This window comes from Streptomyces sp. NPDC001941, assembly GCF_040296945.1.
GTDB lineage: Bacteria > Actinomycetota > Actinomycetes > Streptomycetales > Streptomycetaceae > Streptomyces.
The window spans coordinates 93,849-108,375 of record NZ_JBEOYE010000006.1; the positions used below are offsets into that span (position 1 = coordinate 93,849).

13 protein-coding genes are annotated in these 14,527 nt (G+C 73.2%); 10 read left to right on the forward strand and 3 right to left on the reverse strand.

The window, feature by feature from the left end; genetic code table 11:
• Positions 1 to 133 precede the first annotated feature (133 nt).
• Positions 134 to 2,464, forward strand: a complete 2,331-nt coding sequence (locus ABT160_RS07815) for a serine/threonine-protein kinase (RefSeq protein WP_351644912.1) — start codon at positions 134 to 136, stop codon at positions 2,462 to 2,464.
• A gap of 147 nt (positions 2,465 to 2,611) precedes the next feature.
• On the opposite strand, the gene ABT160_RS07820 is transcribed toward ABT160_RS07815, so the two are convergent.
• Positions 2,612 to 3,226, reverse strand: a complete 615-nt coding sequence (locus tag ABT160_RS07820; RefSeq protein ID WP_351644915.1) for a TetR/AcrR family transcriptional regulator — start codon at positions 3,224 to 3,226, stop codon at positions 2,612 to 2,614.
• A gap of 57 nt (positions 3,227 to 3,283) precedes the next feature.
• Between ABT160_RS07820 and ABT160_RS07825 the strand changes: the two genes are divergently transcribed.
• On the forward strand, positions 3,284 to 4,237 hold the full coding sequence (locus ABT160_RS07825) for an NADP-dependent oxidoreductase (protein WP_351644917.1): 954 nt from the start codon (positions 3,284 to 3,286) through the stop codon (positions 4,235 to 4,237).
• 74 nt (positions 4,238 to 4,311) lie between these two features.
• Here ABT160_RS07825 and ABT160_RS07830 read toward each other — a convergent pair whose 3' ends face one another.
• A complete protein-coding gene (locus ABT160_RS07830) occupies positions 4,312 to 5,160 on the reverse strand; it encodes an alpha/beta fold hydrolase (protein ID WP_502984177.1) in 849 nt (282 codons plus the stop codon).
• A gap of 91 nt (positions 5,161 to 5,251) precedes the next feature.
• Between ABT160_RS07830 and ABT160_RS07835 the strand changes: the two genes are divergently transcribed.
• From ABT160_RS07835 to ABT160_RS07845, 3 genes are all read left to right on the forward strand, one after another.
• Entirely contained in the window at positions 5,252 to 5,707 is a 456-nt protein-coding gene (locus ABT160_RS07835) for a MarR family winged helix-turn-helix transcriptional regulator (RefSeq protein ID WP_351645066.1), read from the forward strand.
• Positions 5,708 to 5,908: 201 nt separating this feature from the next.
• The gene (locus tag ABT160_RS07840) at positions 5,909 to 6,757 is read left to right on the forward strand and encodes a S1 family peptidase (protein ID WP_351644922.1); all 849 of its coding nucleotides are present in this window, start codon (positions 5,909 to 5,911) and stop codon (positions 6,755 to 6,757) included.
• A 26-nt stretch (positions 6,758 to 6,783) separates the two neighbouring features.
• On the forward strand, positions 6,784 to 7,824 hold the full coding sequence (locus tag ABT160_RS07845) for a trypsin-like serine peptidase (protein WP_351644925.1): 1,041 nt from the start codon (positions 6,784 to 6,786) through the stop codon (positions 7,822 to 7,824).
• 76 nt (positions 7,825 to 7,900) lie between these two features.
• Here the strand turns inward: ABT160_RS07845 and ABT160_RS07850 are convergent, their stop codons facing one another.
• Positions 7,901 to 8,896: a helix-turn-helix transcriptional regulator gene (locus tag ABT160_RS07850; protein ID WP_351644928.1), complete on the reverse strand. Its 996-nt coding sequence runs from the start codon at positions 8,894 to 8,896 to the stop codon at positions 7,901 to 7,903.
• A gap of 510 nt (positions 8,897 to 9,406) precedes the next feature.
• Here ABT160_RS07850 and ABT160_RS07855 point away from each other — a divergent pair.
• The 5 genes from ABT160_RS07855 to ABT160_RS07875 are packed head-to-tail and all read left to right on the forward strand — an operon-like array spanning position 9,407 to position 14,433.
• Entirely contained in the window at positions 9,407 to 9,787 is a 381-nt protein-coding gene (locus ABT160_RS07855) for a hypothetical protein (protein ID WP_351644930.1), read from the forward strand.
• Positions 9,757 to 10,785 carry a glycosyltransferase family 2 protein gene (locus ABT160_RS07860; RefSeq protein WP_351644932.1) on the forward strand — a complete coding sequence of 343 codons (1,029 nt, stop codon included), beginning with the start codon at positions 9,757 to 9,759 and terminating at the stop codon, positions 10,783 to 10,785. The genes ABT160_RS07855 and ABT160_RS07860 overlap by 31 nt, the downstream gene beginning before the upstream one ends.
• The gene (locus tag ABT160_RS07865; RefSeq protein WP_351644935.1) at positions 10,782 to 11,870 is read left to right on the forward strand and encodes a lysylphosphatidylglycerol synthase domain-containing protein; all 1,089 of its coding nucleotides are present in this window, start codon (positions 10,782 to 10,784) and stop codon (positions 11,868 to 11,870) included. Before ABT160_RS07860 ends, ABT160_RS07865 begins: the two co-directional genes overlap by 4 nt.
• Positions 11,867 to 13,399, forward strand: coding sequence for an aspartate aminotransferase family protein (locus ABT160_RS07870; protein WP_502984178.1), 1,533 nt, complete (start codon positions 11,867 to 11,869; stop codon positions 13,397 to 13,399). Before ABT160_RS07865 ends, ABT160_RS07870 begins: the two co-directional genes overlap by 4 nt.
• On the forward strand, positions 13,387 to 14,433 hold the full coding sequence (locus ABT160_RS07875; RefSeq protein WP_351644937.1) for an NAD-dependent epimerase/dehydratase family protein: 1,047 nt from the start codon (positions 13,387 to 13,389) through the stop codon (positions 14,431 to 14,433). Before ABT160_RS07870 ends, ABT160_RS07875 begins: the two co-directional genes overlap by 13 nt.
• The last annotated feature ends 94 nt before the right edge of the window (positions 14,434 to 14,527 follow it).

Consider the following 14,527-nt stretch of genomic DNA (forward strand, 5'->3'; position numbering starts at 1 on the left):
AGCCCGGTGGCACCGGCCAGGTTCGGCGCCTCGCCGTACGGCCGCCAACTACCTCTCTGACACACTGCACTTGACTGAGCATGAGCAACCACGAGACCACCGGCTACGCCGACTCCGCCCGAAGGAACCGCAGATGGACGCGCTGCTCCCGGCCGACCCCGACCGAATCGGTCCGTACCGCCTGGAAGGACGGCTCGGTGCCGGCGGCATGGGCGAGGTCTTCCTGGGGCGCTCCCCCGGCGGGCGGCGCGTGGCGGTCAAGGTGATCCGGCCGACGTACGCCGCCGACGCGCGGTTCCGCGCCCGGTTCGCCCGGGAGCTCGAGGCCGCACGTCAGGTCGGCGGGTTCCACACCGCGCAGGTCATCGATTCCGACCCGGAGGCGGAATCGCCCTGGCTGGCCACCGCCTACATCCCAGGGCGCTCGCTGCACGCCGTGGTCATGAGCGACGGCCCGCTCGGCACCGACGAGGTCGGCGCCCTGGGAGCGGGGCTCGCCGAAGGGCTGGCGGCCATCCACGCCTGCGGGATCGTGCACCGGGACGTCAAGCCGAGCAACGTCATCATGTCCGACGACGGTCCGCGGATCATCGACTTCGGCATCGCCCGCCCGGTGGGCGCGAGTTCGCTGACCTCGGCGGGCGTCGTGATCGGGACTTTCGCGTTCATGTCGCCCGAGCAGGTGCGAGCGGAACGGACCGACGCGGCGAGCGACGTGTTCTCGCTCGGCGCCGTGCTGGCCTTCGCCACCACGGGCAGGGGGCCCTTCGACGCGGAGACGATCCCGGCGATCGTTCACCGGATCGTCAACGAGGAACCCGACCTCGGCGGGCTGTCGGGTCCCCTGCGCGACACCATCGAGGCATGCCTCGCGAAGGCCCCGGCCGACCGCCCTGACGTCGAACGGCTCGTGGCGATGCTGGCTCCGTCGACCTGGCGGAGACCGGACGCCCCCTCTCCCACGGCCCTCGAACGGCCCGCCCCCAGGGCCCCTTTGGCCTTGCAGGACCTGTCCACCGTCACGGCCGCACGGAACATGGCGCCCTCCGGTGATTCCAGCGCTCCGGACAGGGACAGGCCCAGCCGTCGCAAGGTCCTCGGCCTGGCCGGAGGCGCTCTCGTGCTCGCCGGTGGCGGCGTGCTCGCCGCGACCCGGCTGACCGGCGAGGCGAAGGACACCGCGAAACCTCCCACGCCGCTCGCCGAGGTCACGGCCGCCGTGCCGCTCTGGCAGGGCAGCGGCCCGCTGAACCTCACCTCGGTCACCGCGCACTCCGACGGCGTGGTCTGCATGGGCTCCGAGTCCGTCGGCATCGAGAACCACACCGTCCTGTGGAACGTGGACGCGGCCGGCCGCACTGCCTGGGAGCTGCCCCTGCCCAAGTTCCCGGTGATCCGGGCGGACGGGATACGTGCGGGAGCAGTTCATCAGGGAGTCTTCTACTTCGGTGCCTCCGGACTGGCGGACGACAACGGCGTGAAGAACGTGCCGACCCAGATCGTCGCCGTCGATCTGGCCCACGGTACGCAGTCCTGGTCGGTGAAGCTCACGGATTCCGAGTGCTACGTCGACTCGGTGTCCGGGCCCAGGAACGGGATGCTCTACGCCACCGGCACCACGACCGCGCGACGTCCGCGCCCCGTGGTCTGGGTGGTCGACATCGCCTCACGACAGCGGGCCCGGGCTGTCGAGGCCGTGTACGAGAAGAAGAACCCCGAGGCCGACGGTTCGAGCACCCTGGTCGTCCCGGCCTCCGGCGACCGGGTGTTCCACCTCGCGTCCACGCGCGGATCGGGTCAGGAGGCCCAGCTCCAGGCGTTCGACACCGCGCACGGCTACGTGCCGGCCTGGAAGGTGACGGTGCCCGAGGCGCTCGGCGACGTGAGTGATCAGCCCTGTGCGTGCGCCGCCGGCGACGTCCTCGTCTACGCCTCCACGTCTCTCATCGGCCTCGATCCCGCCTCCGGCGACCGCCTGTGGACCAACGAACGGCCTTCCGGCAGCTACGACGGGTTCAGCACTCCGGCTGCCAGCACGGACGGCTCGCTCGTGTACGTCGCCCACCACACCGAGGAGACGACCGGCTCGGGCCAGCGGATCGCCGTCCTCACCCTTCAGGCCCTCCACCCCAAGTCAGGCAAGCAGAAGTGGAGTTCGTCCGTCTCGGTACCGATCGACTCGACGGAGAACCTCGGCGACCAGCCCGCCGTCCTGGTCGACGGCTCCGTGGCGTACGTCCTCGTCGGGCAGTTCGTACGCAGGGAGTTCGACGACATGAGCTACATCGACGCCGGTGCCGGCCGGGCCCAGCATCCGCTCGTATGGGCCGTGGACGCCGTGAGCGGCGCCTCACGCTGGAAGCACGTCCCACCGGAGAGCTTCACCGCGTCGGCTCATTCGGGACGCCTCTACGTCGCCACACCCGCCGGGGTCGTCGCCCTGTCGGCCACCATGGCCCACTGAGCAGCCGCGCGAAGCGGGCCCGCGGCACTGATCGTGCGCATCGGCGCCTGGGGGCCGGGGCTCCGCCGGGTGAGGTCGACGTGATTCGGCCTCATCCGAAACCGTACGCTCAACCCCTCACCGCTCCCGGCGTTCCGCCGTTCCCCACTACCCCTTGGACGCGGGCCTGAGGCCGTCCATGAGGAGGTCGAGCAGGCGGCTCGCCCTGGCCTCGTGGCCGGGCGGGGGGAACACCGTGAAGATGCCGATGAGCGAGGCGGCGATGTCGTCCGCCGTGACGTCGGAGCGCAGGACGCCCGCCTCGCTGCCCGCGTCGAGGATCGTGGTGATGGCCGTGAGCAGTTCGGCCCGCGTCCGCGCATGGGTGATCTCACCCGATTCGATCATCGCGAGCAGGGTGTCGAGCATGCCGTTCTTGGTGGCGATCCAGTCCCCGAACAGGTCCATCCACCGCCGCATCGCCGCGGCGGGGGGCAGTTCGCCGAGGAGTTCGCGGGCGCCGGTCGTCAGCCGCGCGACCTGGTCCTGGTAGACCGCGTCGACCAGGGACTCGCGGGACGGGAAGTGCCGGTAGAGCGTGGCGATGCCGACTCCGGCGTCGCGGGCGATCGCGCGCATCGACGGTTCGGTGTCGGCTGACGTGAAGACGCGCGTGGCCACCGCGAGCAGCTGTTCGCGGTTGCGGGCGGCATCCGCTCGTGGCGTGCGGTCGCCCCCCGCCTCGGAAGCGGAGCGCGCTCCGGTTATGTTACGGTCGTTCATGTAACCGGAGCATAGTCCGTTTACGTGTACACCCCCGCACCGAGGAGGCAGGCGCTCATGCAGGAATCGCACACGGGCGGCAGCAGGGCGGTCCTACTGGACGCGTTCGGCGGCCCGGAGACGCTGGACGTCCGCGAGGTCCCCGTGCCGCAGGCCGGTCCCGGACAGGTGCGGGTCCGGGTCGCCGCGGCCGGCCTCAACCCGATGGACTGGATCATGACCGGCGACGCGGACACCGCCGCCCGCTTCGGCCTGGCCCTGCCGGTCGGGTTCGGGACCGACTACGCGGGCGTGGTCGACCAGGCCGGTGACGGCGTGAGCGGCTTCGCACCCGGCGACCGGGTTTTCGGGGGCGCCCTGTCCCGCGCGGTCGCCGACTTCGTGGTCGTCGACGCGAGCGGGGCGACCGCGGCGAACGAGGTGCACCACACGCCCGACGGCGTCGACGACCGCACCGCCGCCACCCTCACGATCGCCGGCCGCACGGCATCCGCCGCCCTCGCCGCGGTCGCACCCGGCCCCGACGACACCGTGCTGATCGGCGGCGCCGGGGGCGGGGTCGGGGTGTTCGCCGTCCAACTGGCCCGGATCTCGGGTGCCCGCGTGATCGGAACGGGATCGGCGACGTCGGCCGACTACCTGCGCGGCCTCGGGGCCGAACCGGTCGCGTACGGCGACGGCCTGGCCGATCGCGTCCGCGAGCTCGCCCCCCTCGGCATCACCGCCGCCATCGACCTGCACGGGGTGGAGACCGTGCACGTCGCGAGGGAACTGGGCGTCCCGGACAGCCGCATCTGCACCATCGCCACCCAGATCGACGGCGTGACGGCGGCCAACGGGGCGACCGCGGCCCCCGGCGCCCTGGAGGAGATCGCGCGCCTGGTCGCGGCGGGCCGACTGCGCGTGCCCATCGCGGACAGCTTCCCGATCGAGCAGGTCCGCCGCGCGGCCGAGCTCCAGGCCGGACGGCACGTACGGGGGAAGGTTGTCATCGACCTCGCCGCCCGGTAGGCCGACGCCCCCGCGCCGGTGGACGCGGTGACGCCGCCACCGGCCGGGGGACCTCGACCGGCCCCGGGGGACCCCTATGACCTGACCAGGAAGTCCACCAGCCTGTCGTTGAGCTGCTCCGGGGCGGCGTGGGGCAGGGAGTGGTGGGTGGCCGGGTCGATCACCGCCACTTCCGCGTGCGGCAGCACCCGCCGGGCCCGCGCCACCGCCCTGCCGACGTGGTGGGCGCGGCTGCGCCCCGCGAAGAGCGCCAGGACGGGCATGCGGAGGCCGGCGGCGCCGGGGCGTCCGCCCGCGATGACCTTTCGGCCGGGAACCGCACTCGCCGACGCGTACAGGCGCATCCAGCCCTCGTCGAGCGGGACGCCCGACGTCTCCCAGGCGAGGAAGGCCCGGGCTCGCGCTTCGTCCGGGCGGATCAGGGTGGGCAGCGCGCGCAGCAGGTAGCCGGGGCGGAAACCGGTGAAGACCTGCGTGGGGTCCACCAGCGCGAGCCGGTCGACGCGTTGCGGGGCGTGCACGGCGTACGCGGTGGCCAGCCAGGCGCCGTAGGAGTGTCCGCACACGTGCGCGCCGGCGAGCCCGAGTCCGTCGAGGAGCGCGTCGAGCCAGGCGGTCAGGTCGGCGGCACTCCTGAGGGGGCGGCCCCGGCGTTCGGTGCGGCCGGCGTCCCCCAGCAGGTCGACGGCGTACATCCGGTGGTGCGCTCCGAGGGCCCGCGCGTTGGCGTACCAGACCAGCCCCGTGGCGGAGCCGCCGGGAAGCAGCACGAGCGGGGTCCCGTCCACGGGGCCATACGCGTGGACACGGGTGGGACCGTACGGGGTGGGGACGTCCAGGTCCTTGGTGGACTCCGGCCAGCGCGCGCGGAGTTCGTCGTAAGCAAGGTCGAAGGCGGTCTGCGCGGACTGCGGCACGGGCATTCCTCTCGCTCAACGATAATCTCGTTGGGCGAGAGAATACAGAAGGGGAAGGGGCGCAGGAGTGGGAGCAGGACGAGGAGGAGGAGTGGACGTGGACGAACAGGGCTCGGGAATCGAGCTGGTTCACCTGCTGCGCGCGGTGACCGTCGAATTCGACCTGCTCGGCGCGGAGTTCGCCCGGCGCAACGGTCTGCACCCCACGGACGTGCGGGCGTTGATCCACCTGCTGGACGCGGAACGGGCCGGTACGCCTACGACTCCGGGTCGGCTCGGCGAGCGACTCCGCCTCAACTCCGCCGGAACCACGGCCCTTCTGGACCGGCTGGAACGTCTCGGTCTGGTCCGGCGCTCCAGGGACACGGCCGACCGGCGACGCGTCTTGCTCGGCGTCGAGGACAAGGCCAGGGGCCTGGGATGGGCCTTCTTCGGGGTGGTCATCGGCGAACTCGTCTCGGTGGCCGAGGAGTTCGACACGGACGAGCTGGCGACGGTCCGTCGTTTCCTGGCCTCGGTGCTCGAGTCCGCGCGCCAGTCGCGCCCGGCCTGAGGTCGCGGCCCGTGATCACGCGGCCTCTGTTTCACCAGCATGAACGGGCTGCACCTGTGGAATAAATGGTCTGGACCTGCTGATACCTTTGGTTCGCCGGTGGGGGGCCGTCGTCCGATGTCCGGGGGGATTTCGGGCCGTGAGTCCGGCCGTCCCTTCGGCACGTCTCCGTACGACCGAACCAAGGGCCTGTTCACACTCATGACGCTCAAGACGTCCCCGTTCCTCTCCTCCTTCCGGACCGCCCGGCGGCAACTGACCACTGCCACCGCGCTGTTCGCCGCCGCCACGAGCACGGTGCTGCTCGCCACCGCGACGCCCGCGCAGGCCATCGTGGGCGGCCAGGAGGCGCAGGAGGGCGAGCACCCGTTCGCCGTCTCCGTCCAGCAGTACGGCCACCACTACTGCGGTGGCTCGCTCATCTCCGACCGCTGGGTGCTGACCGCCGCGCACTGCGGCATCGTCGCCGGCGCCCAGGTACGCGTCGGTTCCCTGGACCAGACGTCCGGCGGCACCCTCATCGAGGTCGAGGAAGCCGTCGACCACCCCGACTACGCGCCCCGCTACGGCGGCGGCGCCGAGGGCCGGGCCGACGACGTGACGCTGCTCAAGCTGAAGGACCCCGCCCCCGCGAGCGCCCGCCCGGTGCGGCTGACCACCGCCAAGGACGTCACGGAACGGCCCCGCGTACTGGGCTGGGGCATGACGGCGATCGGCGCGACCGAACCCGCCGTGCGGCTGCGGCAGCTCGACGTGAGCTACCGGCCGGAGCCGGACTGCGCGGGCAACGAGGTCGTGGCGAAGTACCCGGGCTACTCCGTCTGCCTGGACAACCCCGGCGGCCAGTCCGCCGCGTCCATGGACTCCGGCGGCCCGGTCGTCGTCAAGCGCGACGGCCGGTGGACGCAGGTCGCGTCCGTGCGCGGCGGGGGCGGCCCGACCGGCACCGGCGACCAGTACGGCGCCCACCCGTGGGTCGGCGTCGACCTCACGCGCGCGGACACCGTCGCGTGGATCACCGCCGTGACCGGCGTCGCCGCCTCCTCCTGAACACCTTGCCGACAGGACACCGCACCGTGAACGCACGCACCCCCACACCCCGCGCGGCCCGCATCGCCGTCGTGGCCGCCGCACTCGCCGGGGTCGCCTTCGGCACCGCCCCCGCGGGCGCGGCCGAAGCCGACCCCGAGCCGGAGTACGTCTCCGTCGCCGACGGACAGGGCTGGGGCGCCACGCCCCGTCAGGATCCGCAGGCCGTACGGGACTTCTGGACCCCGGAGCGGATCGCCGAGACCGACGCGGCGGGCCGCAACCCCGTCGACGGGGAGCCCGAGGTCCCCTCGGACCTGCTGCTCACCCCGGGCGGCGACCGGCAGGGCTTCGCGCCCGTGGCCACCCCGTACCAGGACGCCGAGTCCAGGGTCACCGGCAAGCTGTACTTCTACAAGCCGCTGCAGAAGACCACGTCCTCGTGCAGCGCGGCCGTGGTCACCTCCGGCAGCCGCAGCCTGGTGCTGACCGCCGCGCACTGCGTCTCCACCCGGATCGCCCCGCCCGGCACGGCCTTCGCCTACGCGCACGGCAACTTCCTGTTCGTCCCCGCCTACCGGCAGGACCAGGCGCCGACCGGACCGGTGGGGGCGTTCCCCGGAGTCCAGGCGTGGGTGCCCGAGAACTGGGCCGCCGACCCGATGACCGAGAGCCAGCGCTACGACGTGGCGGTCATCGGCACCGCGCCGAACGAGCGGGGGCAGCACCTCCAGGACGCGGCCGGCTCCGTCGACGCCCGGCTCACCGACGCCGACGAGCCGGCGCTCGACGGCCTGGACGTACGCGGCTACCCGGGCCGCAAGTACGGGGCGTCCCGCCAGTTCCACTGCACCGCGCGCGCCACGCTCTCCTTCGCGGACGGGCCGCAGATGGAGACCCGCAACTGCCTGGCCACACCGGGCAACAGCGGCGGCCCGGTGTTCCGCACCGACACGGCGGGACGCACGTCCCTGGTCGGCGTGGTCTCCCAGGGCGGGGTCAGCAGCGGCTCGGCCACGGCCCTGGGACGCCTGACGTCGCGGACGTTCGGCCCGCTGTTCGCGGAGGCGGACGCGCGGATGAAGTAGGACCTGTCCGGTCGAGGGCCTGAGGTGCGCGGCACCGGGTCCGCACGGGTGCCCGGCAGCGACCGGGCACCCACCGTCAGATCCAGCCCCGCCGCGCCGCCTCCGCGCCCGCCTGGAAGCGGCTGCGGGCGTCCATGCGGGCCGTCAGGTCCGCGTTCATGCGGCGTACCGTGCGCAGCGATACGCCCAGGCGGCGGGCCGCCGTCGCGTCGGTGTGGCCCTGGGCCAGGAGGGCGAGCAACTCCGTCTCCTGGGGGGTGAGGCCGTCGCTGTCCTTGGGCGGTTCGCTGCCCAGCGGGGTGGCGTCGGCCCAGAGCTTCTCGAAGAGCTGGCGGGCCACCGCGACGGCGCCCTTGCTGCGCAGTTCCAGTGCGCCCGCCCTGCCGTCCTCGGGGTCGAGGGGTACCAGGGCCACCTCCTGGTCGATGACCACCATGACCAGGGGCAGGGTCGGCAGGGTACGGCTCTCCGCGCCGAGTCCGCCCAGCCAGTTGACGTACTTCAGGGTGTCCGCGTCGTTGCGGAAGCTGTCCTGGTAGATCGAGCGGATGCGGACGCCGCGTTCCAGGGCGTGCTGGTCCAGGGGCTTGCTGGCGGCCAGCGTGTCGGGCGACTGGGCGCCGCCGGGGACCAGGGAGAGGCACTCCTCCTTGGCGAGCTCGGCGAGTTCGGTCATGCGCTCGCGCACGGCGTCGAGCCCTTCGAGCCGCTTGATGACGTCGAACCCGCGGCGCGCCCTGCGCCCGCGGCGTGCGGTCAGGGCGGTGACCGCGTCCCTGGCGACCTCCAACCCCCTTTGCTGACGCGCCAGTTCGGCCTCCCTGCGGGAGAGCAGGAAGGGCAGGCTGGCGGCCGGGTCGAGGGCCCGGAAGACCGGCTGCCCCCCTCCGGGGGCGCGGGTGTCGTGACTGTCCAGGAGGCAGAGGTCCGCCAGCCGGTCGAGCGCCGCGCGCACCTCCCGCTCGTCGCTGCCCAGGCGCGTGACGATCTCGTCGAGCCGCAGCTCGGGCTCCTCCAGGACGAGCCGGTAGACGAGTTCCGTACGCGTATCCAGTCCCAGTACCTGAAACACCTCTGGCTCCCCCGCCGATGTCGCAGTGTGCGTGAACGCTGACGCCGGGCAACCTCCCCGGCACCGGCGCGAGTGTAGAGCGAGCCGACCGCATAGGTATAGACCAAGTCCGTGGTGTGGACATCGAGATGGACACCGGGCGCCACCGCCTGATGCCACCGCACCCCGTGTCACCCGTGGCCGCTAGCTGCCTGGCCCTCGGCTGCCAATCGGGCAACAGCCCAGGTGACAGCGGCATTTGACGCGTGGCACAGGCTGGCAGCGTGGTGCCGCGCAGTCCCGGCCACCCCCGGCCCATGTCCCCCGGCCCCGGTCGACGCCATGCTCGTCCCGTGCCCAGACATTCACACGCTGTTGTTGCGAAGGAGCTCAGGATGCAAGCCCGCCGCACCCCCGCCCGCGGACTCCCGCTGGTGTGCGCCCTCGCTCCCGTGCTGCTCACCGTCCTCGTGTCCACCGGTCTGAACGGTTTCTCCTGGGGCTGACCCACGAGGGAAGGAACGTCCCCCCGTGTACCTGGTGACCGCCCTGCTGGAGCGGACGGGTCCCCCCGGGCCGGCCACCTGGACCGCCTGGGAACTGGCCCGGCGGCTGCGCTCCTCCTGCGCGGCGGAGCGCGCGCGGCGGCCCCGCGCGGACGAGCCGGTACCGGTCCACCTGTACGCCACCCCGCACCCCGGCCGGACCGTGCGCGCCGTGCTCTACATGGAGGACTCCGACTCCTGTCACGCCGAGCTGTCCGCCCTCGACTTCCTCCTCGCCGCCCTCGCCGCCCACCCCGGATGCCGCGGCTGGTACCTCGCCGCCCTCGGCCTCCAGGAGGCCCACCGGCCGCCCGAACCGAAAGGACCGGAACCCCCATGTCACGGGAGCACCCCACCGTGTCCGTGATCGTGCCCAGTTACAACAGCGAGAAGACGCTGCGAGCCTGCCTCGCGTCCGTCTTCGCCCAGAGCCTGCCGCCGCTGGACGTGGTGGTCGTGGACGACGCCAGCACCGACGGCTCCCGCGACGTCGCCCGTGAGTTCCCGTGCGTCCTGGTGGCCCGGCCGGACAACGGCGGGGTGTCGGCCGCGCGCAACCTCGGCGTCGCCACGTCACGGGGCGAGGTGCTGTTCTTCCTCGACTCCGACACCGCGCTCGCCCCGGACGCGGTCGAGAATGCGGTCGCGCTCCTGGCGGACGAGCCTGAGACGGGCTGCGTGCACGGCGTGCTCGACCCCGAACCGCTCTTCGACGACGGCCCGGTGGAGGTGTACCACTGCCTGCACGCGCACTTCTGGCGGCGCCGCAGCGCCGGACTCGTCGGCACCGCGTTCTTCGCGCTGGCCGCGATCGAGCGCCGCGTCTTCGAGGCGACCGGGCCCTTCGACGAGAACCTGCGGGACTCGGAGGACGTGGAGTACAGCGACCGGCTCGCCGCCACCCACCGGATCCGGCTCAGCGAGCGGGTGACCGGCCGCCACGACGACGTGGACCGGCTGCTGCCGATGCTCGCCGAGCAGTTCCGCCGGTCCCAGCTACTGGTCCCCGTCGCCGCGGTCGAGCGGCGGCGCGGCGGCGGGCTCCGGGCGAACCCCACCCGCGGCGTCCTGGCCGCCGCGCTGGTGCCGGTGACGCTGCCGCTCGCGCTCTGGACCCCGTGGCTGTTCGCCGTCCCGGCCGCCTGCGCGGTGGCGTTCGCGCTCGCCGACGTACAGCTGTCCCGGTTCGTGGCGCGGCGGCAGGGGTGGTTCTTCCTCCCGCGGTTCACCGCCCTGCACTTCGCGGTCCACCTGGCCCTGGTCGCCGGGGCGCTGACCGGCGCGGTGCGCTGGCTGGTGGACCCCCGCTTCGGCCCCAGCGTGCGCCGCCGCCGGGACCGGACGCCGACCGTGGCGGCGCGATGAGCGCCACGCCGCACGACGACGGGGACGCCCTCGACTCCCGTGTGGAAGCCTCCCGTGCGGAAGCCGCTCGTACGGAAGCCACCCCCACGGCAACCCCCACGCCGCACGACGACGGCGACGCCCCGGTGCGCTCGCGGCGCTCCCGCGTCCTGCGCTTGCTGGTGGCGCTCGCCCTCGTCGCCGCCACCTGCTTCGCCGTCGGCGGTTCGCTGCGCGGGGCGGGTACGGAGGTCGTGCGCGCGGCCGGCCGGCCCGGGGGCGCGGCGCTCCTCGTCGCGGCGCTGCTCGCCAACGCGGCGGGGCTCGTGCTGTCGATGCTGTCCTGGCGGGTGCTCGTCGTCGACGGCGGGTCCGCCGCCCGCGCCTGCGACACCGCTCGGATCTTCTTCATCGGCGTGATCAGCAAGTTCGTGCCCGGCCGCATCTGGGGCGTGCTCGCCCACGTCCAGCTCGGCAAGGCCGTCGGCATCGCGCCGGAGCGGATGGTCGCCGCCTTCGGGCTCGGCCTCGTCATCGGCACCGCCACCGGCGCCGCCGCCGGACTGCTCGTCGCCCCCGCGGTGTTCGGCACGTACGCCTGGGTGTTCGCACCGCTCGTCCTGGTGGCGGTGGCGGCCGTCGTCCGGCCCGGCTGGGTCGGGCGTCTGGTGGCCTGGACGATGCGGCTGGTCCGGCGCCCGGCCGGGGCCGCCGCGTCCTCGCCGCGCTCCCTGCGCCTGTCCATCGGCTGGGCCTGCGCCTCCTGGGCCGTCTCCGGCCTGCACCTGTGGGCGCTCGCCGTGCTCCTCGGAGCCCCACCGCTCGCCTCGCTGCCGGTGTGCGTGGGCGGCTTCGCGCTCGCCACCGTCGCCGGGAGCCTCGCCTTCGTCCTGCCCGACGGCTGGGGCGCCCGCGAACTCGTCCTGCTGGGGCCGCTCAGCGCCGTCATGCCCCTGCCCGCGGCCGCCGCGGCGGTCGTCGCCAGCCGCCTGGTGTGCGTGCTCAGCGAAGTCGGCGCCACCGGCGCCGCACTGCTCTGGGCGCGTGCCGCCGGCCCCCTGCCCGTACCCGTACCCCGATCCGCGTTCCAGGAAGGAACAGCATGACCACCGACGTCACTCCCCCGTCCTCCGAGGTGGCGACGCCCACCGCGGCGACCGGGAGACCGTCGCCCGGCGTGCCTCCCCTGCCCGCCGGCGCGACCCCGCTGATCACCCTCGACGCCTGCGAGGAGCTGTCCGCGCGCCAGGTCCAGGACCTGTACAAGGCGCACGTCAACAAGAGCCAGGTCTCGCTGATGACGTCCTTCGGCTTCGGCCGCGAGCTCGTCAGCCACGCCGAGGGCTCCTGGATCCACACCCGCGACGGGCGCCGGATCCTGGACTTCACCGGCGGGGTGGGCGTCCTCAACCACGGCCACAACCACCCGCGCATCCTCGCCGCGCGCCGCCGCTTCCAGGAGCGGCGCCGCATGGAGGTCCACAAGACCTACTTCTCGCCCTACATCGCGGCGCTCGGCCACAACCTGGCCGAACTGCTGCCCGCCGACCTGAACATGTCGTTCTTCCCCAACTCGGGCGCCGAGGCGGTCGAGGGCGCGGTGAAGCTCGCGTACAAGTACCACGAGGGGCGCAGGCAGCGGATCCTGCACGCCGACATCAGCTTCCACGGCAAGCTGCTCGGCTCGGGCAGCCTGACCGGGAGCGCGCAGAACAGCTTCGCCTTCCCCGGCATACCCGGGGTGTCGTCCTTCCGCTACGGCGACCTGGAGTCGGTGCGCGAGGCGGTGGCCGCGGCGCGGGACGACCGGGGGCGCTGCGACGTGTACGCACTGCTCATCGAGCCGTTCTCCGCGTCGACGATGACCGAGTGCTCGGCCGAGTTCCTCTACGGACTGCGGGAGTTGTGCACCGCCGAGGACATCGTGCTGATCTTCGACGAGATCTACACGGGCTGGGGCAAGACCGGCAGCCTGTTCCACTTCATGCGCCATCCGGGACTCGTCCCCGACGTGGTGACGACGTCGAAGTCGTTCGGCGGCGGCAAGTCGTCCATCTCCGCGTTCGTCGCGCGCGAACCCGTGTTCCGCAAGGCGTACGACAGCCTGGGCGACGCGATGCTCCAGTCCACCAGCACCACCTACTACGGCTTCGGCGAGGAGACCGCCACCGCGCTCGAAGCGGTCAACATCGCGGTGGAGGACGACTATCCGGCCCGGGCCCGCGCCATCGAGGAGGTCCTCGCGCCGGGCCTGCGACGGCTGCGCGAGCGGTACCCGGACGTCATCGCGGACGTGCGGGGCGCCGGGGCGCTGTGGGGCGTCTTCCTCGACGGCGGTCCCCGGATGCTGGACCTCGCGGCGAAGCTGGCCCCCGGCGGCCTGGCCCGCGACCCGCTGCTGCGGACGAAGGTCATCACCTGCGCGGTCGTCAACGCGATGTACCAGGACCACGGCGTGTACATGTACTACACCCTCAACGGGCGCAGTCCACTGGTCGCGGCGCCCTCGCTGGTCGCCGGGCGGGAAGAGGTGGAGGTCTTCCTCGACGCGTTCGAGAAGACGCTGGCCCGGGGCATGAACCGGCTCCTGGTCTCCTTCTTCAAGGACAAGGCGGTGTCCCGGTGGGCGGCATGACCATCGCCGTGACCGGCGCCGCCGGCATGCTCGGCTCGCACCTGGTGGCGCGGCTCGCCGCCGACGGCCACGACGTGGTCGGCGTCGACCTCCGCGAGGACCCGCACCCGCCGCGCGGTGCCCGGCACGTCGTCGCGGACGTCCGGGACGGCGCGGCGCTGGGCCGCGCCTTCGACGGCGCGGACGCGCTCGTGCACTGCGCGGCCGCCCTGCCGAGCTACCCGGCGGACCAGATCCGCTCGATCACCGTCGACGGGACCAGGTCGGTCCTGACGGCCGCCGAGCGCGCCCGGGTCGGGCGGGTCGTGCACATCTCCTCGACCGCCGTGTACGGCCTGCCCAAGCGGGTGCCCACGCCGGAGGAGCACCCGCGCGAGCCCGTCGACCCGTACAGCAGGGCCAAGGCCGAGGCGGAGGAGGTGTGCGAGGAGTTCCGGGCGCGCGGGACGTGCCTGCCGGTGCTGCGGCCGAAGACGTTCCTCGGGCCGGGGCGGATGGGACTGTTCTCGATGCTCTTCGAGTGGGCGGAGGAGCGCCGGAACTTCCCCGTCCTGGGGCGCGGCGACGTGCGCATCCAGATGTTCGGCATGGCGGACCTGGTGGACGCTGTGGTGCTGGCCCTGCACGCGGAGCCCGAGGTGGCGAACGACGTGTACAACCTGGGCGCGGCCGAGTTCGGGACGCTGCGCGAGGACTTCCAGGCGGTCCTGGACGCCGCGGGGCACGGCAAGCGGGTCGTGCCGCTGCCCGCCGGGCCCGCGCTGTCGGTCCTGCGGCTGCTGGAGCGGACCCGGCTCTCCCCCGTCTACGGCCGGTTGCTGTTCAAGCTCCTTGACGACTCGTACGTGGACATCAGCCGCGCCCGCGAACGCCTCGGCTTCCGTCCGCAGCTGTCCAACCAGGACGCCATCCTCGGCACCTACGAGTGGTGGCGCACCCAGCGGCGGGGCGGCGCACCCGCCCCCGGAGCCGGACGGACCAGCCGGGACCCGTGGCGCCAGGGCGCACTGGGCCTGGCCAAGGTCTTCTTCTGAGAGCGGGGAGGCCTGCCGTGGACGTCACCCGGTCCTCACCCACGCCCGTACGCGTGGTGAGCCCGCCGCCCGAAGCACCGCAACCCCCCGTTCA